The sequence below is a fragment of the Pseudoalteromonas ardens genome (genome assembly GCF_030125445.1).
Classification (GTDB): domain Bacteria; phylum Pseudomonadota; class Gammaproteobacteria; order Enterobacterales; family Alteromonadaceae; genus Pseudoalteromonas; species Pseudoalteromonas ardens.
The window spans coordinates 34315-51797 of record NZ_JASJUV010000006.1 but is presented as its reverse complement, the minus strand read 5'-3'; the positions used below and the strand labels follow the sequence as shown (position 1 = coordinate 51797).

At 49.5% G+C, this 17483-nt stretch carries 13 protein-coding genes and 7 tRNA genes; 13 read left to right on the top strand and 7 right to left on the bottom strand.

Translation table 11 applies throughout. The annotated features are described in order from the left end of the window. Window positions 1-141: 141 nt before the first annotated feature. From QNM19_RS17450 to QNM19_RS17400, 11 genes are all read left to right on the top strand, one after another. On the top strand, window positions 142-1308 hold the full coding sequence (locus tag QNM19_RS17450; protein WP_284027009.1) for a dicarboxylate/amino acid:cation symporter: 1167 nt from the start codon (window positions 142-144) through the stop codon (window positions 1306-1308). A gap of 206 nt (window positions 1309-1514) precedes the next feature. Beyond that, window positions 1515-2165, top strand: coding sequence for a UvrY/SirA/GacA family response regulator transcription factor (gene uvrY / locus QNM19_RS17445; RefSeq protein WP_010385932.1), 651 nt, complete (start codon window positions 1515-1517; stop codon window positions 2163-2165). Between the two features lie 38 nt (window positions 2166-2203). Further along, window positions 2204-4027, top strand: a complete 1824-nt coding sequence (gene uvrC / locus QNM19_RS17440; protein ID WP_284027008.1) for an excinuclease ABC subunit UvrC — start codon at window positions 2204-2206, stop codon at window positions 4025-4027. A 43-nt stretch (window positions 4028-4070) separates the two neighbouring features. Next, entirely contained in the window at window positions 4071-4616 is a 546-nt protein-coding gene (gene pgsA / locus QNM19_RS17435) for a CDP-diacylglycerol--glycerol-3-phosphate 3-phosphatidyltransferase (RefSeq protein ID WP_058795033.1), read from the top strand. Between the two features lie 265 nt (window positions 4617-4881). Further along, window positions 4882-4957, top strand: a tRNA-Gly gene (locus tag QNM19_RS17430). A 32-nt stretch (window positions 4958-4989) separates the two neighbouring features. After that, window positions 4990-5063: transfer RNA gene (locus QNM19_RS17425), tRNA-Cys, on the top strand. Window positions 5064-5100: 37 nt separating this feature from the next. Continuing rightward, window positions 5101-5187: transfer RNA gene (locus QNM19_RS17420), tRNA-Leu, on the top strand. A gap of 44 nt (window positions 5188-5231) precedes the next feature. Continuing rightward, a tRNA-Gly gene (locus QNM19_RS17415) sits at window positions 5232-5307 on the top strand. A gap of 32 nt (window positions 5308-5339) precedes the next feature. Continuing rightward, window positions 5340-5426: transfer RNA gene (locus QNM19_RS17410), tRNA-Leu, on the top strand. A gap of 99 nt (window positions 5427-5525) precedes the next feature. Beyond that, a tRNA-Gly gene (locus tag QNM19_RS17405) sits at window positions 5526-5601 on the top strand. A 33-nt stretch (window positions 5602-5634) separates the two neighbouring features. Further along, window positions 5635-5708: transfer RNA gene (locus tag QNM19_RS17400), tRNA-Cys, on the top strand. A gap of 18 nt (window positions 5709-5726) precedes the next feature. Here QNM19_RS17400 and QNM19_RS17395 read toward each other — a convergent pair. From QNM19_RS17395 to QNM19_RS17365, 7 genes are read right to left on the bottom strand one after another with little or no spacing between them, the layout of a single operon-like run. Continuing rightward, window positions 5727-6821 (bottom strand): hypothetical protein, encoded by a 1095-nt coding sequence (locus tag QNM19_RS17395; RefSeq protein ID WP_156202538.1) that lies wholly within the window; start codon window positions 6819-6821, stop codon window positions 5727-5729. Window positions 6822-6838: 17 nt separating this feature from the next. Next, window positions 6839-8173, bottom strand: a complete 1335-nt coding sequence (locus tag QNM19_RS17390) for a sensor histidine kinase (RefSeq protein ID WP_082225620.1) — start codon at window positions 8171-8173, stop codon at window positions 6839-6841. Further along, window positions 8170-9501 (bottom strand): sigma-54-dependent transcriptional regulator, encoded by a 1332-nt coding sequence (locus QNM19_RS17385; protein WP_284027007.1) that lies wholly within the window; start codon window positions 9499-9501, stop codon window positions 8170-8172. The genes QNM19_RS17390 and QNM19_RS17385 overlap by 4 nt, the downstream gene beginning before the upstream one ends. A gap of 52 nt (window positions 9502-9553) precedes the next feature. Further along, on the bottom strand, window positions 9554-10774 hold the full coding sequence (locus QNM19_RS17380; RefSeq protein ID WP_284027006.1) for an ABC transporter permease: 1221 nt from the start codon (window positions 10772-10774) through the stop codon (window positions 9554-9556). Between the two features lie 4 nt (window positions 10775-10778). Further along, a complete protein-coding gene (locus QNM19_RS17375) occupies window positions 10779-12140 on the bottom strand; it encodes an ABC transporter permease (protein ID WP_284027005.1) in 1362 nt (453 codons plus the stop codon). A 9-nt stretch (window positions 12141-12149) separates the two neighbouring features. Beyond that, window positions 12150-12845, bottom strand: coding sequence for an ABC transporter ATP-binding protein (locus tag QNM19_RS17370; protein WP_010385947.1), 696 nt, complete (start codon window positions 12843-12845; stop codon window positions 12150-12152). Between the two features lie 18 nt (window positions 12846-12863). Then, complete coding sequence (locus QNM19_RS17365; protein ID WP_284027004.1) at window positions 12864-14132, bottom strand: efflux RND transporter periplasmic adaptor subunit; 1269 nt, start codon at window positions 14130-14132, stop codon at window positions 12864-12866. A 278-nt stretch (window positions 14133-14410) separates the two neighbouring features. On the opposite strand from QNM19_RS17365, the gene QNM19_RS17360 reads away from it, so the two are divergent. Then, window positions 14411-15067 (top strand): ABC transporter ATP-binding protein, encoded by a 657-nt coding sequence (locus QNM19_RS17360; RefSeq protein ID WP_284027003.1) that lies wholly within the window; start codon window positions 14411-14413, stop codon window positions 15065-15067. Beyond that, on the top strand, window positions 15060-17474 hold the full coding sequence (locus QNM19_RS17355) for an ABC transporter permease (protein WP_049865590.1): 2415 nt from the start codon (window positions 15060-15062) through the stop codon (window positions 17472-17474). Before QNM19_RS17360 ends, QNM19_RS17355 begins: the two co-directional genes overlap by 8 nt. The last annotated feature ends 9 nt before the right edge of the window (window positions 17475-17483 follow it).

Below are 17483 nucleotides of genomic sequence, written 5' to 3'. Positions count from 1 at the left end.
GTTTAATAGCGAACTAGCGGGGTTAAGTGGTGTTTTATTTCTATTTTGTGAACAGTTGGTCAACTCGTATCGCACAACTATGTACCTGCATTGTCATTCCGTGGTAAAAAGGCGCATCTGTTTTTTACTCGGGCGTGTTGTATGTCTCTTATTTTAAAACTTGTCGCTGGTATTTTCGCCGGTGTCCTGGCGGGCTTTTATCTGCCTATACTGATGGTCGAGCTGCTGTACACTGTAAAAGTGATTATTGGTCAGCTTATTTCCTTTACTATTCCGCTTATTATTTTGTTCTATATCGCGTCAGGCATTGCCGGCTTGCCTAAGGCATCAGGGCATTTACTGGGTAAAACGGTTGGTTTTGCTTATGGCTCTACCGTGATTGCTGGTACTTTGGCGGTGGTGCTGGTCGGTATGGTTGTGCCTATGTTTGACGGCAGTGTGGCCTATCAGGCCGCAGAAGCGACGGAAGTAGAGAGCCTTATCAAGCTTGAAGTTCCCCCTCTGATGGGCGTGATGACCGCACTGGCGACTGCTTTTGTGTTTGGTATTGGGATCAGCCAGCTTCACCTGACACAGCTGAAGCAGGTTGTGGATCAGGGGCGCGATGTCATTGATGCTTTACTTGCTAAAGTGATTATCCCGGCTTTGCCATTTTATATCGCCGGCGTGTTCGCTGAGATGGCGGTTGCGGGCACGGTAGCGGATACCCTGAGTACGTTTGGCGTGGTATTGCTGGCTGCAGTTGCCATGCACTGGTTGTGGTTGGCATTTTTATATATCACCTCAGGCGTGTTGTTAAAACGCAACCCGGTGGAGTTGATTAGAAATATGCTGCCGGCTTACTTTACCGCAATCGGTACTATGTCCAGCGCCGCGACGATCCCGGTTTCCCTGCGAGCCAGTAAATCCAATAAGGTGAAAGAGGAAGTCGCTAACTTCACTGTACCTTTATGTGCAACTATCCACTTGTCTGGTTCTACGATTACCATTGTTACCTGTACTATGGCTGTGATGTTGCTGTCACCAACGATGGCTTTACCCTCGCTGGCTGAGATGCTGCCTTTCATCTTTATGCTGGGTATCGTTATGATTGCCGCACCAGGTGCGCCGGGCGGGGCGGTTATGTCTGCTCTGGGATTACTTAGTACCATGCTGGGCTTCGATGAAAGTGCGGTTGCGCTGATGATCGCTTTGTATCTGGCACAGGATAGTTTTGGTACCGCGTGTAACGTAACGGGTGATGGTGTAATTGCATTGTGGGTAGACCGTTTTTCGGAGCGGGATCTAAAATTACACGGTAATTCTTAGTCTTACTGTCATACTAAAGACTGTTTTTACCTTAATTGGAAACTGGAATTGATTATGCTTTGCAATTTTCTGTGTTACTCTTGCAGAGCATAATCGCACACCATCTGTGTGCAATAATGGATGTATAATGCATTCATTATCAGACGATTATATAAATGACATTTGGCAGTTATTGCCATTACCAAGGCTAGTGTGAGGGTGACCCGTTGATTAACGTACTTTTAGTTGATGATCATGAACTTGTCAGAACCGGTATAAAGCGCATTCTGGATGACGTGCGCGGGTTTAAAGTGGTCGGAGAGGCTAAAACGGGTGAAGAGGCGGTCAGTTACTGCCGCCAAAGTGAACCTGATATCGTGTTAATGGATATGAATATGCCAGGTATTGGCGGTCTGGAAGCAACAAAGAAAATTTGTCGCTACTGCCCGGACGTGAAAGTGATTGTACTGACCGTGCATTGTGAAGATCCGTTTCCCAGCAAGGTCATGCAGATTGGTGCACACGGTTATTTAACCAAAAGTGCAGGCCCGGATGAGATGATCAACGCGATCCGAGCTGTAAATGCAGGCCAGCGTTATATCGCGCCTGAAATTGCTCAGCAAATCGCGTTGGCGCAATTCAGTGGCAAGGTAGATGAAAATCCGTTCCAGTCTCTGTCTGATCGCGAACTTCAAATCATGCTGATGATCACCAAAGGTGAAAAAGCGCAGGACATTGCGGACAGGCTTAACCTAAGCTCTAAAACAGTGAATAGCTATCGCTATCGTATGTTCGAGAAGCTGAATGTCAGTGGCGATGTTGAGCTAACACACCTGGCCATTCGCCATAAAATGATTGATATAGACAGCTCTCACTAAGTGAGTCAGTTGTTCTAAGTAAGAGACAAGTCTCAACCATGGCAGTGTTTGATAGTCAGGCGTTTCTCAGAACGCTGACCACGGAACCTGGTGTGTATCGTATGTATGACGAAGACCACCAGGTTATTTATGTCGGTAAAGCTAAAAACCTCAAAAAGCGCGTCAGCAGCTACTTTCGCAGCAATATTCCAGATGCCAAGACCCGGGTCCTTGTGAGTAATATTCGTCATATCGAAGTGACCTTGACGAATACCGAGACCGAAGCGTTATTGCTGGAAAATAACCTGATCAAAAAATATCAGCCCAGGTACAATATTCTCCTGCGTGATGATAAATCCTATCCTTATATTTTACTGACCGATCATCGTCACCCCAGGCTTGCCTTTCATCGCGGTTCCAGAAAGAAAAAAGGCGAGTACTTTGGCCCTTTTCCCAGCAGTGCTGCTGTATCCGAAAGCTTGCGTCTGATGCAGAAGATTTTTCCTGTCAGACAATGTGAAGATGCTTACTACCGGGCGCGCAGTCGTCCTTGTTTGCAACATCAATTAAAGCGATGTTCCGCGCCTTGCGTAGCAAAAGTCAGCGATGATGACTACGCTGAGCAGGTTGATATGGTGCGCCAGTTTCTTAGCGGTAAGTCACACCAGGTGATTGCCACTTTGGTCGGTAAAATGGAACAGGCGAGCATGACACTCAACTTTGAAGCGGCGGCTAAGTATCGGGATCAAATTGCATTGCTACGGCAAATGCAGGAGCAGCAATCCGTGGCCGGTAATTTTGCCGAAATGGATGTGATAGGTTTTGCCCAGCTAAATGGCTTGTGTGCGGTTCATATGCTAATGATCCGGGAGCACAAAGTGTTGGGGTCCAAAACGTTTTTCCCTAAAATACCAAAAGACTCAGGCAGTGAGGAAATTCTGACCAGTTTTGTCGGCCAGTATTACGTGTCTACGGGTAGTCATGGTCGGATTGCCAAAGATATAGTGCTGCCCTTTGAGATTGCTGAGTTAGACGATTTGGCCGCAGCGCTCACCCAGGTTGCCGAACGTAAAGTACAATTACGGGTAAACGTGCGAGCAGAGCGGGCACAATATCTGGAGCTGGCCAATAAGAATGCGCTCAATAGCATTATGGTCAAGCAAAATGCACAGGATTCTATCGACAAACGGTATGCCAGATTAAAAGTGGCGCTTGGCCTGTCCGATATCAATCGTATGGAATGTTTTGATATCAGTCATACCATGGGTGAAAACACCGTGGCATCCTGTGTGGTATTTGACGGTCAGGGACCTAATAATCGTGAATATCGTCGCTATAATGTGACCGGTATTACACCGGGAGATGACTATGCGGCCATGGCGTTTGCACTGAATAAGCGCTACGGCAAAGTCACCGATCCCGATAAAGTGCCTGATATCATTTTTATTGATGGTGGTAAAGGTCAGCTATCCAGAGCAGAATCTTTCTTTGAATCCTGGACGCTGGATAAGTTACCTATGCTGATTGGTGTGGCGAAGGGCACCAGTCGTAAGCCTGGTTTGGAAACTTTGCTCATTGATGGTGGGCGTAAAACCATTAATCTGGAAAGTGACTCACCAGCATTGCATCTGATCCAGCATATCCGTGACGAATCTCATCGTTTTGCCATTGCGGGGCACAGAAGCAAGCGTCAGAAACAACGTACTCAATCGGTTCTGGAAGAAATAGAAGGCGTTGGCCTGAAGCGACGCCAGGCACTACTCAAATACCTTGGAGGAATGCAAGGCGTAAAAGCCGCCAATATACAACAACTAAAACAAGTGCCCGGGATCAGCCCTCAGCTGGCTGAAAAGATATTTAACCATTTGCATGACAAAGCTTAAGCGTTCATGCGAACATAGTAAAAAAGAGTCTCTCTTAGTAGTTATGTGGAACATTCCAAACACGCTCACAACATTTAGGTTGTTACTTATTCCTGTTTTCGCAGTGGTCTTTTACTTGCCTTATTCATGGGCGTTTTTTGCTGCCGCTTTTATCTTCTGGCTGGCATCAGTGACTGACATTCTCGATGGCTATCTGGCACGCAAGCTGGAGCAATCAACGCCATTTGGCGCTTTTCTGGATCCTGTGGCTGACAAAGTGATGGTCAGTGTGGCACTGGTCGTATTAGCAACGCATTATCAGAACATGTTTATGACGGTAGCCACCATTGTCATTATTAGTCGTGAAATTGTTATCTCTGCATTGAGAGAATGGATGGCAGAGCAGGGCAAGCGCGGTCATGTGGCTGTATCTTCTTTAGGTAAGTTTAAAACGGCAGCACAAATGTTGGCCATTATTGGTCTTATCTGGCAGTTTGCACCCTGGATGGTGACATTGAGTTATGCATTGTTAGCCATTGCAACTTTGCTAACTGTGGTGTCTATGGTGCAATATTTCTATGCTGCCCGTACAGAATTGATTAAATCTTAGTTTAGGTTGGCTGAATACAAAGCGTTTTAGATAAAAAATAAGCAAACGATTAAAAAGCTTCATTTTTTATGTTGACGCCTCCCGGAACTTCTGTAGAATGCGTCCGTGTTGAGAGGCAACAGCCTAACAAAAAGAGAAGTTCAAAACGCTTCAATTTACTGAAAGTATTGAACTTGTACGGAAGATGAGTATAACTCAGCTGGATTAAAGGAAAGACGCAACCTTGCATCTTACCCATTCACTAAGTTAAAAAAGCTTCTGGAGTGCGAGTATAGCTCAGCTGGTAGAGCGCAACCTTGCCAAGGTTGAGGTCACGAGTTCGAACCTCGTTACTCGCTCCAAATTCTCTTTTCTGACTTGGTCAGGTTAGTGTGGCGGAATGGCAGAGTGGCCATGCAGCGGATTGCAAATCCGTCTACCTCGGTTCGACTCCGGGTTCCGCCTCCATTTTCTCAACAAACTCCACATGCGAAAGCAGCCCGATGCCCGGGTGGTGGAATTGGTAGACACAAGGGATTTAAAATCCCTCGCTGGTAACAGCGTGCCGGTTCAAGTCCGGCCCCGGGCACCATTGTTTAGAGCAAGTTAACTTAATTGTTAAAAAGCTACTGGAACGCGAGTATAGCTCAGCTGGTAGAGCGCAACCTTGCCAAGGTTGAGGTCACGAGTTCGAACCTCGTTACTCGCTCCAATTTAAACAATGAATGCTCTAGCAAGCCCGATGCCCGGGTGGTGGAATTGGTAGACACAAGGGATTTAAAATCCCTCGCTGGTAACAGCGTGCCGGTTCAAGTCCGGCCCCGGGCACCATTGTTACTCACAGCTTAATCGCTTGATATGACAGTAAGATTAAGTTAAAGTAGCGAAAATAAAATGTGTTTTTATTTTCTATAAAACACAATATGGAACGCGAGTATAGCTCAGCTGGTAGAGCGCAACCTTGCCAAGGTTGAGGTCACGAGTTCGAACCTCGTTACTCGCTCCAATCTTTCTGATACACTAAGTATCAATACAATACGGCGGAATGGCAGAGTGGCCATGCAGCGGATTGCAAATCCGTCTACCTCGGTTCGACTCCGGGTTCCGCCTCCATTTCCTTATCAAATCTTCTTAATTCATTATTTCCAATAACCAGACATAAATCACCGGCACATCATTTTTGTACTGAATTTTCAGGTCAATCAACTCACCGCTGACATGTTCGTTAATGGTAAACTCGCTGCTTTCGAGCAGGTAGTGCCCTTTGTGTTGTGTTACTTCAACCTGCGTCTCTATCGTGATCCCTTTGTTCTTTGCAAGCTCGATCAGTGCGTCCTGGATGGCGAGTCTGATGGCTGTGCTGAGCAGGTTATCTGAAGTCATCGTACCATCTTCACCAAAGGCCCCCAATACAAGCTTGCCCTGTTGCGTCATGTCGTTAATATCTGGCAGCACTGGCGCATTGAGTACAGCCTGGTCTGCGGGCTTATACTGGCCTATCAGCGTTGAGCCATACTGACAGCTTTGATGTAAAGCCAGGCGTGTGGGCGTGCCCCGAGCATCGACTTCAGCGTTGCGATTGTAGTTCACTTCATGATGTACGTTGCCTTCACGGCTGACAGCCCGCTGTTTTAGGTATTCTGTGGCATTGACCTGGGCCTGCATCAGAAAGCTCGCGACGGTCATTGCGTTGCGCTCGCTAATCTGGAGCTGCTCATGCGGCGACGCGGTATAGTAACTGACACCCAGGACCTGCCTGTGCGTATCATTGTCGCATAGCCAGGCAGGCTGACACTGCACAAAATCACACTGGCGAACAACACAGGTGGCACTGGTTTTCAGCGGCTCGAAGCTAACGTAACTGTATTGTGTATCTTCGGTGTTAAAGGGCGTGGAGTAATAAACAGTGTGGCCTGAGGATAAAACTTGAGTGGGTTGATCATGTGTGACGTTTTGCATATCACGGCGTTGCAATTGAATATTGTGGTAGGCCGCCAGTTTCTTCAGTGCCCGGGTGCGACTGGCCAGCTCAGACCCATTGGGGATCGCACTGAATGGGGCTGCGGTGCCGACAAAGCCAAGTTGATTGGCTTGTTTTGGGGACTGAACCCAGCAAGGCAATGTGCTTTCTTTCGGGGCTTGGGGGATCTGAGAGCGCATTTTACAGCCACTAAGTATTAGGGTTCCAAGCAGCAGGCTACAAAGCAGAGGTGAGTGAACAGTCATTCCTTGTCCTATTTAGGTTAGTGGGGGTTTTCCCCTAAAGGTAAATCGAATTCTACCATCAGGCCACCCTTTTCTCGGTTGCGCAGCCTCAACTGACCCTGATGAGCCGTGATAATGTCATGACACAGGCTTAAACCCAGCCCGGTTCCTTGTGCTTTGGTTGAATAAAAAGGTTGCAGTGCCTGATGTAAATTACCTGGCAGGATCCCAGAGCCTCGATCGACAACGGCAAACCTCAGGCGTGTTTGGGATTGAACTACTCTTACAGAGATCTCGCCCTTGTCACTCCCTGACTCATGCGCATTTTTGAGCAAATTCAGTAAAACCTGTTCAACTTGCGCAACGTCGAAGTAGCCGGTGTCCGCAGGAACTGTCCCCAGCAAAGTAAAAGGATACAGAGCCTGCAAACGTTCGAGTAGCGGTGCAATCGCATGGGCTGCGCAGCTGGGGGCTGGCAAGCGCGCATATTCAGCATAACGCTGGATAAAATCGCTGAGGTTATGAGCGCGTTGTGACACGGTATCCAGCATGTCTGGCAGCAGCTCTAGGTGCTTTTGTTGGCTTAACATGGTTTGTGCCGAGCCAGTCAGTGACTGGATCGGTGCCAGCGAGTTATTCAATTCATGGCTGATCAGACGTATGGCATTTTTCCATAGCATGATCTCTTCGCGGTTTTGTTCTGCAGAGACGTTTTTGCAAATGACCAGACTATGTGGCTGGTAATTCAGCGTGACAGGTTCAACACCAAGATAATAGGTATGTTTTTGTTCTTGTTGCTCGAAACTCAGCATGCCGGTATATCCGCTATTGAGTGCCTGAGCCAGTGCTGTCGGCAAGTCATCGCACGCGACTTCTAGTGAGCTGCCTGTGAGTGCGCCTGGTTGTTTTTTCAATAGCTGGCGAGCAGCGGCATTGTGGTAAACAATGTGACGCTGTTTATCAAGTAACAAGGTTGCCATAGGGGAGGCCTGAACTATGCTGTCCAGTACCAGTTCTTTTTGATTCAGCTTTTGTTTTTGTTGCTTGAGGTTTGTGGTGAGCTGGTTATATAAGTCAATCAGCCTGGCCAAATCAGGATCCGGAGTTGGTGAAATGCGCAGTGACAGATCGCCATCCTTGATACTTTTGATCCCATCTTCCAGCGTGGCCAGTATGCGCTGACGACGTCTGGTATAATGGCCCAGCAGCAAAAACAACATCATCAATGACACCAACAGGATCACTGAGCAGGCAAAGAGCACTGGTACCTGATGGTGCAGCGCAATGGCCAGTGCAAGCAGTGCACACGTAAGCACAAAACCACTGCTGAGCAATATTCTGCCTGAAAAAGACCAATGTGAGGACGTGCTCATCGCTTGATCCCAAACTTGTCCATACGGCGGTACATTGCCTGACGACTCAATCCCAGGCTTTTTGCTGCATGGGTGACGTTACCCTGGTGTTTGTCCAGCGCCTGGGTTATATCTTCGATGCTAAATTCATGATTGACCATAGTTGAGGCCGAAGTGCTCAGTCCCAGATCTGCGGCCTCAATCCGTTGTCCACTGGCAAGCAGTTCTGCCCGACCTATGACATTTTGCAGCTCGCGAACGTTGCCCGGCCAGCTGTAGCGCTTGAGCAAACGCTGGGCACCTTCACTGAGTACTTTATCTGTGGCTAAAAAGTATTGGGCAAGTGGAATGATGTCGTCAGGGCGCTCTGCCAGCGGTGGCAAGCGCAGTTCAATCATATTGAGTCGATAGTATAAATCTTGCCTGAATGTGCCTCGCGCTATGGCTTCATTGAGGTTGGCATTGGTTGCGCTGATCACTCTGACTTTAACCCGCTGGGTTTTACTGCTGCCGACGGCTTCGAACTCGCCGGTTTGCAGCACTCTCAATAGTTTTTGCTGGCCTGTCAGTGGCAAATTACCAATTTCATCGAGGAACAGGGTGCCCCCATCAGCGGCAGCAAACCGGCCTTCACGACTTTTCGTGGCCCCGGTATACGCGCCACTGACGACTCCAAATAGCTCAGCTTCAATCAGCTCAGCAGGCAGTGCACCGGCATTGACGCGAATAAAGGGCTTATCCCGGTAGGCACTGTTGGCAACCAGGAGTTCTGCAATTTTCTCTTTACCCGCACCGTTGGGACCAGTGATTAACACTTGCGCGTCGGAGTAGGCCACCTGTGTTGCCGTTTCAAGCAGTGACAGCATAGCCTGATCGGCAAAGATCAAACCGCTGAGATCATAGTGCGCGCTCAGCTTATCTCGTTTGAGCTTGAACTGCTTGTTGCTGCGTGTCTGGGACTGTTGCAGCTGATACATCTCTAGCAGGTTATTGACCGAACTGAGCAATTTATCATCCTGCCAGGGCTTGGCGATATAATCTGCGGCCCCGTGCTTAATTAACTCTACGGCCATTTCCAGCTGGGCCCAGGCGGTCAGCAGGATAATGGGCAGATCCGGGTTGAGTGTTCGGATCTGGTGGTACAGGGCCTTACCCTCTTCGCCGGAGGTGGTGTCACTGGTAAAGTTCATATCCTGGATCACTAAGTCGTAGTCCTGGGACTTTAGCATTGCCAGCCCTTGTTCAGGCGAGCTGGCACCTTCGCAGTCGATGTCATTTATTAAAAAAAGAATCTTGAGCGCTTTTATGACATCTGTATTGTCATCAATGACGAGAATTTTATGTTGCATCGTGTTTTTATCGTTATTGTTGTAAACATGAAAGGGCTTTTCAGCCCTTATTTTAATTGGTCTTGGTAACCCTGGCTGGGGCTATATTAGCTGCTTTACGGACAGGAATATAGACCGCAGCGGCGCTGAGTAGCCAGACTGAGAGTGCAACCAGCACGGCGAGCCAGGGTTCAACCAGGCCTTGTGCGCGCAAATGGGTGACAAAATAATTGTTTAACCACAGGGCCGCGAAACTACCCAACAGAATGCCAGCCAGTGCCAGCAGGGCGTTTTCCATCAGCAGCGCCTTGAGCACAGTATGCTGGCTGGCACCCAGTGCACGCAGGATCCCAATGTCTTTTTTACGGATAGAGACCGAAAAGGAAACCAATCCAATAATACCAAATCCGGTCACAATAATGGCGATAACGCTGATCCCTATCATGATGAATGCAAAGGTACTGCGGCCATCCCACAGGCGTTTTTTCGCTCTGGCGGCAAACTCAACCCGCTCTACGATCCGTCCATGTTGTAGATACAATTGATCTTCAACTTCCTGAAGAATGGCTTCGCTGGTGCCTTTTTTGACTCTGAGTAAGTAGTTTATGTCTGTGCTGCCAAAGTGCGCCTGAGGCACTATGGTAGAGTGGTACCAGTGTTGTTCATAAACAGCACCTTCCCCCAGCATCTTATCGGCATACACACCGACCACCTGGTAGGGGCGACGGGCGCGTTGTAAATAGATGGTTTGACCCAGCGCGCTTTGCTCGCCAAACAGCGTTTTGGCAAGGGCTTCGCTGATCAACACGACACTGGCGTAGCGATTTTGCGAGGCAGCGGCATAAACAAACTCATTGGGGTAGAAGTCGCGCCCTTGTGTGATGTTTAATCCCAGCGTAGCTACCCCCTGTGAGGTTACGTCAAATTGCGCGTTTTCAAAGCCTGCTTCATCTTCCTGGATGGTTTTATATACCAGGTTGCTGCCTGCGACGGTGGCCAGTACCAGCTCATTGCTGGCGTAGGTCACCTGAGTCACATCAGACAACGCGCTGAGGTTAGTTAAATCCCGTTGGATCATCGCCGATTTATCCACCTGGTTGTCGAATACTTTGGTGTAAACGTTGAGTATCTCCACTTCGTCCAGGTGGGAGGGGATCAACCAGTTTTTGAGCGTACCGTAGCTGATAAAACTGGCGTTGCCGACTATAGTCACCGCAATGGCAATTTGGATCAGGATCATCAAGGAGATATTGCGGTGCTTAAAGATGATTTTGATTATATGTTTCAAAGACATAATTTTATCCTCTTAACTGTGCTGCGGGCGCGGTGCGACTGGCTTTCATTATGGGGTAAAGTCCGGCGGTAAATATCGCCACAAAAATACCCACGGCTGCTTGCAGCGCAAAGGGGATGTCCATGCTGTACATACGACGTACCTGCTCGGCGTCAGCCAGGTAATCGGCCTGATACAAGGCCAAATGGAACATCGCAATCAAGCCAAACTGTGCCAGTAATAAGCCCAGTACAATGGCAGCACTGCTGAGCATACTGAGCTCCAACAGTTGGATTTTAAGGATATAAAGTTTGTTTGCGCCCAGCGCCCGGTACAAAGACACCAGTTTTGCCCGGCTCTGGTTTTTTGCCAGTAGAATACCAATGGTGTTGATCAAACAGATAGCAAATAGTAAGTAGGCGAACTTGAGATAAATTTGCTCCCAGTACAGGTTGTCACTCATTCTGTCATTGAGGCTGGTCAGCTGTGTCAGGTAGTAGGGCTCGGCGTGACTGAACCGCCCCTGTGAGGTCTGTTGCTGTGCGTAATTACGTGCCCACAAGGTCAGCTCTGCATGACTATTATTGAGTTGCATGGGGTCCAGCATTGCCCAGCCATGTAGATATCCACATTCGGCGTTTTTAAGCCCCTGCACATCTTCGCGACGATACCGTGTCCGCGCGGTTTCTTCTTGAGTCCGGCAGGGCATATAGCCAATGCGAGGCAGGTTGTTGGCATGCGCATACCCTAAAGGAACAACCGCCATATCATTGACCCGGCCCTGAAAACGCATGTTCTGAAAGCGACGCAGGTAGGCTGAAATGTCCATGACGCCAACCACTTCCAGCTGACGGTTGTTGATCACCACCTGTTTGCCGACCGAGTTTTCTCCGCCGAACAGTAAGTCATTGGCTTTTTTATCCAATACTATCACAGCGTCATCTTGCATCTCCTCGCGCCATGGGGCGCCATAAATAAATGGTACCTGGAGCAATTCAAAATAATTCGCATCAGCAGCAGAGGCCTCCGCGGTAACCGGTCTGACACTTTTATCAGGCAGATCAAGCACAAACGACGTGGTGTAATTAAGTGATAATCGGATCCTTGGGTTTGCTTTAAAGGCCTCAGAAACGGCTTCTGCATCCCGGTAGGTCAGCGGCGGCGAGCGAAACGCCGTGCGCCGGTCAAACTCCGGGTCCATAAAGTTAAGGCTGACGTGATATACCTGATCGGCTCTTTGGTCGATAGGAGAGTGTCCGCTGCGTGTCACTATGGTACCCATAGTTAACAGCAGGGTGATCCCGATAGCCAGATTGAGTACCATCAGCAAGGTCAGTTTGCGTTTTTGTTTCAGGCCGCGCCAGGCCAGTTGTATCAAATCCTTCATCGCAGTCACCTAAGAGATCAGTTCGACCAGTTCATTCTTGTTAATATCGCGCAATTGACCGTCGAGAATTTGTATATTGCGATGTGCCCGCTGTGCCAGTTCATGATCATGGGTAACCATCAGCAAAGTAGTGCCCTGGCGGTTTATCTCTTCCAGCAGATCCATGACTTGTCTGGCCATCATAGTGTCCAGGTTACCGGTTGGCTCGTCGGCGAGTAAAAATCGCGGTTTACCGGCAAGCGCCCGGGCAATTGCGACTCGCTGCTGCTGACCACCACTGAGCTGGGCAGGAAAATGGCTGGCACGGCCACCCAGACCCACCAACTCCAGACTTTCCTCGATGCGTTGTTTGCGGGCTTTGGCTGACAGACCCCGGAAAATCAGGGGGACCTCGATGTTGTCATAGAGGTTGAGGTCGCCAATCAGGTTAAACCCCTGGAAAATAAAGCCAATTTTTTCATTACGAAGCTGAGAAAGTTGCTTGTCACCTAGGGTGCTGACATCTTCGCCGTCCAGTTCATATGTTCCTTGCTCGAAGCTTTCGAGTAATCCGGTGATATTCAGAAAGGTGGTTTTACCTGAGCCAGAAGGGCCCGTAACGGCAATAAACTCACCTTCTTCAACGGTGAAGTTAACGTCTGACAGGGCGTGTGTTTCGACCAGCTCGGTACGGTAGATTTTACTGATGTTTTTCATACGTAACATGGGATGTTCCTTTTATTATTATTCGCTGAGGATCACGTGCTGTGATTGCCCGAAAGCAGCCAGACTTGAGATGATGATTGTATCACCAGGTTGCAGCCCCTGGGTAATTTCCACTTCTCTGACACTTTTGACACCCAGTGAAATGGGGGTTCTGAGCGCGGAGTTTTGTTCAATTTTGTAGGCCGTGCGGGATGCACCGGTTTCCACAAAGGCACCGCGTTCAACTTTTAATACGTTTTGTTTTTGGGCAATGATGATTTGTGCATTCACTCTTTGGTTCTGACGTAAATTGCCTGGCTGCTCGCTAAAGCGGATACGGCCGCGCACCTGGCCTTGCTCAACTTCAGGAGAAATGGCGACTAAGGTTGCGCTGTATTGTTCGTTGTTGATTTGCACGTTGGCGTGCAGGCCTATTCCCAGCTCATCCGCCAGGTTTTCCGGAATGTAGGCCTCTACTTCCAGCTCATTGAGGTTAACCAGCGACATTAACGGCGTATCTCGTTGCACATGTTGCTTTTGCTGTACATTCAGGGTGCCGACAATACCGGATAAAGGCGAGTGCAGTGTCAGCGCCTCAACCTGACGACGCAGTTCTTCGGTAAGGTGACGCTGACGGGTCAGGTTCAGCTCGCTACTTTTTAGTTCAAAACTCAGGCGCTCCTGCGCCAGTTGCAGACTCGCGATGGCGTGGCGCTCGTTAAGTTCAGCACGCTTCAGGGCCACCTGGGTCTGTTCCAGCTCTTCTTTTGAAATGATCTGTTTTTCAATACTGGTGTGGGCACGGGCCATTTCACTTTGCGCGGCTTCCAGCTCGACTTTGGCCAGTTCCATTTGCTGTGTATTGTCCAGTTGCTGTTGTTTTATTGCTATTTTCTGACGGCTTACTTCTATCTCCAGACGTGCCAGCGTCGCCTCCTCCTGAAGGAGTTGGTTGCGAAGCTCCGGGCTGTCAATGGTCAGCAGGGCCTGACCTGCTTCAATTTCGTCGCCTGCTTTGACAAACAAAGTGACCGTTCCGGCTGCAATGGCATACAGGGAAGGACTGTCTGCGGCCATAGTGCGGCCTTCAACGCGCAGGTCCTGGACCATGTCGCCTCGTACAACGGTGGCGGTACGCAGTGTTTGTAAGGACACCACCTGATCAGCACTGAGTAGTTGGTCAAAACTGCTGTATGAAGCAGTGGCGGCACCGATCAGTCCGACGGCGGCGGCTGCACCTATCCACCAGCGCGGTAATCTGCGCGTCTGTGGGATTGCTTTATCTTGTTGTTTGGTATCTCGGATCATGCCAGGTACGGCTCCTTGTTTGCTCGATTACAAGTACTTATTACAAAATCGATGCCAGTTTTTAAGTTATTGAAATTATAGGGTTATTTGTTGTTTATGTTGCGCGTTGTAACAACAACGGACGGACAGCGGACAGTACGCGGACAGTGGGCGAGTGTCCGGACAGTATGTCACTGATGGGGAAATTGGTCTGTCAGAATACACTGGCTTTGCCGATTCGATCCTGTACCATGATGACTATACTAAGTTGCTGTTAAGTAAGTGGTAATGGAGGTGCGATGATCCAGTTAGATGAGATAACATTCAGACGTCGCGATGGCGCTGGATATCGGAATGTGCTGGACGGCCTGAGCTGGTCGGTATCGGGGGCTGAGCAGGTTGCGCTCACTGGCGACAGTGGCTCTGGCAAAACGACCTTACTCAACATACTGGCGGGGTTGCTTAGTCCAGACTCTGGCACCGTTCGTATCAACGAGCAGGCAATACATACCTATAATGCCAAACAGCTGGCCTTGTATCGTCGTACGATTGGCATGATCTTTCAGCATTATCAGTTACTTAGTCCGCTTAATGTGGCGGATAATATGGCCTTTCAGGCCCGTCTCAACGGCCGCACCGTAAGTCACAAAGAAATTACCATAATGGCAGAGCGTCTGGGACTGGGTGACAAGCTCGATGTCTATCCAGCACAGTTAAGCGGAGGCGAGCAACAGCGTGTCGGGATCGCCCGGGCCTTGCTTAATCGGCCCAGTGTACTGCTTGCAGATGAGCCCACAGGGAATCTGGACAGCATGCGCAGTCAGGAAGTACTGGAACTGTTGATGACCTTATGTCAGGAGCAAAGGGTAAATTTGATCATGGTTACCCACAGCCGGGCCTTGGCTGCGCAGTTACCCCGTCAGGTGGCGCTACGCGACGGGCGTTTACATGAGTGAACTGAGACTCATCCTGCTGACCTATGCTCAGTATTATCGGCGCCATAGAGGCCTGCTGGTGTTGTTTTTGATCGGTCTGAGCCTCGGCAGCGCCTTGCTCAGTGCCACACTGGGTTTAAACCAGGAAGCCTCAAAGCGCTATCAAACCAGTACAGCGTTGTTAGCGCAGCCAGTAAGTGACTTTATTCGTCCGCCGTTGGGAAAAACAGGCTTACCTTTTTCACTTTGGCAACGGCTTTCTGCGGCTGGGTTTGAGCAGGCTCACCCTGTACTGGAGGGGCGCCTCAGAAGTGAGGACGACAAGCTGGTCGCCATCCGGGGTATCAATTTACTGCAATGGCAAACGGCTGGTGCTGCAAAGCCGGTATCAGGCGACGCTGGCCAACCCCACAGCGATTCTCCCTTGTTCGACACACTGTTTATGTCACCTGAACTGACGGCCAAATTACAGCTTAATGCGTCTGCATTGCGCATTAAAGGAGGCAGTTATCCAGTTAGTCAACTGGAGGGGGCTGGTCACTATGCACTGATGGATATCAGTCTGGCAGACCGATTATTGAATGCGCAGGGGCAGATCAGCTATTTTGAAGTGACGGGTCTGAATGCGCTTCAGCGGCAGCAGCTGGTGGATATGCTTGGCAGTGCCGCACGACTGGAGTCTGCTGAGGCACAAACCTTCGACGCTCTGTCGGGGGCCTTTTTCTTTAACCTACAGGCACTGGCCTTACTGGGCTATGTGGTGGGCGCATTTTTAAGCCTCAATGCCATCAAGCTTGCTTATCAAAGCCGCTTGTCTTTGCAACAGCAAATGGCCACGCTTGGTTGCCGGCAGAGCCAGTTACTTAAGGCGCTGTGTCTGGAAGTTGCGATATTGAGTGTGCTGGCAGCAACATTGGGTAATCTGCTTGGAGTGCTGATGGCCAATGCCATGATGGGTGACATCAGCACGGTATTGAGCAGTTTTTATCAGCTGGACCGGGCTTTGACAGTGCGCTTTGATGCCGTACTCGTGCTTATCGGCAGTGTGCTGAACTTGGTGATACTGGCTGGCTTTGTGGTGTTGCAAACGCGTCTCGCGCAGCAATTGGCTAAATGGCTGACGCTGGCGCTACTATCTCTGGCTTGTGTCGGAGGGTTGTTATTATTGCATCTGGCACAGACCAAATGGCAAGCCTTGCTATTGTGTGTTTGTGTGTTGCTGGTGTTTTTCGCGTTGACACCGCCACTGGTGCGCTTGGTGTTTCAGGTGCGCTGGCCAACCCGGGCGCCGTTACTCGGCTGGCTCAGGGCCGATAGTTTGACCCAATTACCAGCGCTGCTGAGTTCGGTGTTAGCCATTTTGATGGCAATGGGCGCAGCGATTGGCATGCAGGTGATGGTGGGCAGTTTCAGCAGTGCACTGGATACCCACTTACAAACCCGCCTGAATGCCGATCTGTATGTCAGGCCGGATAATCCGACTGCACAGATGCGTCAGGCTTTGGCAGATATGCAAGCAGTTAAACAGGTGGGGATTTACTGGTCGGCACAAAGTGAAGTGCACATGGCCAATGAGACAGTGCCTGTGACATTGATGAGCTTCGGCGAAGACCATCGTTATCATCAGCATCTGACCTTGCTGAACAAACAGCCTCTGGAGGCTGTTCACCTTAACCTGAGCAATGATAGCATCCCTTGTCTTGTCAACGAGCCGGGTATGCGCCGCTATGGCCTGGTCGTTGGCAGTCAGCTTGAAGTGCTGCAGGGACAACACGCTTTTCACTGTCAGATCACCGGCGTATTTTATGATTACGGCGAGCCTGGCATGAGCCTGGTAGTCAGTAACTCAGTCATCACACAGCAGGCATTTTTGTACGAAGCGGTCGGCTTTATGTTGACACTTCATGAAGGGGTTGACTCAGAACAACTGGCAGATGTCATTAGCCAGCACTGGTCACTGGCCGGACATCAGTTGATCCACAATCAGGTATTTAAGCGCTTTGCAAAGCAACTATTTAGTCAAACTTTTCTGGTAACCCATGCATTGAATATCTGCATTATGTTGATTGCGCTATTTGGCGTTTGGGTGAGCTTTTTAACGCTCGGGCGACAGCAGTTGCAGCCAATGGCCGTATTACAAACGTTAGGGGTGACTCAGGGCCAATTATTGGTGCTGAAACTATCTCAGGCCGGGCTTATTCTCGGTCTGACCTTGTTCCTGGCAGTGCCGCTGGGGATCCTGTTGGGCTGGGTATTGCTAACCTATGTGATGCCCATCGCTTTTGGCTGGAGCATGGCAATGGTACTTAGCTGGCGCGATATCTGGGGGTTCTGCGCTGTGGTGCTGTTGTTGGCTTTGGTGGTCAGTGCTATTCCTTTATTAAAACTGATCCGGCGCAATGTGGCTGATAATGTCGCACAGTTATAAGGAGCTCAT

Bases quoted from the DNA above. Each gene is read 5' to 3' on its own strand.
- QNM19_RS17385 (WP_284027007.1), bottom strand. From the start codon at position 9,501: ATGCAACATAAAATTCTCGTCATTGATGACAATACAGATGTCATAAAA.
- QNM19_RS17355 (WP_049865590.1), top strand. From the start codon at position 15,060: ATGAGTGAACTGAGACTCATCCTGCTGACCTATGCTCAGTATTATCGG.
- uvrC (WP_284027008.1), top strand. From the start codon at position 2,204: ATGGCAGTGTTTGATAGTCAGGCGTTTCTCAGAACGCTGACCACGGAA.
- QNM19_RS17380 (WP_284027006.1), bottom strand. From the start codon at position 10,774: ATGTCTTTGAAACATATAATCAAAATCATCTTTAAGCACCGCAATATC.
- pgsA (WP_058795033.1), top strand. From the start codon at position 4,071: ATGTGGAACATTCCAAACACGCTCACAACATTTAGGTTGTTACTTATT.
- QNM19_RS17390 (WP_082225620.1), bottom strand. From the start codon at position 8,173: ATGAGCACGTCCTCACATTGGTCTTTTTCAGGCAGAATATTGCTCAGC.
- QNM19_RS17365 (WP_284027004.1), bottom strand. From the start codon at position 14,132: ATGATCCGAGATACCAAACAACAAGATAAAGCAATCCCACAGACGCGC.
- QNM19_RS17375 (WP_284027005.1), bottom strand. From the start codon at position 12,140: ATGAAGGATTTGATACAACTGGCCTGGCGCGGCCTGAAACAAAAACGC.
- QNM19_RS17370 (WP_010385947.1), bottom strand. From the start codon at position 12,845: ATGTTACGTATGAAAAACATCAGTAAAATCTACCGTACCGAGCTGGTC.
- QNM19_RS17395 (WP_156202538.1), bottom strand. From the start codon at position 6,821: ATGACTGTTCACTCACCTCTGCTTTGTAGCCTGCTGCTTGGAACCCTA.
- QNM19_RS17360 (WP_284027003.1), top strand. From the start codon at position 14,411: ATGATCCAGTTAGATGAGATAACATTCAGACGTCGCGATGGCGCTGGA.
- QNM19_RS17450 (WP_284027009.1), top strand. From the start codon at position 142: ATGTCTCTTATTTTAAAACTTGTCGCTGGTATTTTCGCCGGTGTCCTG.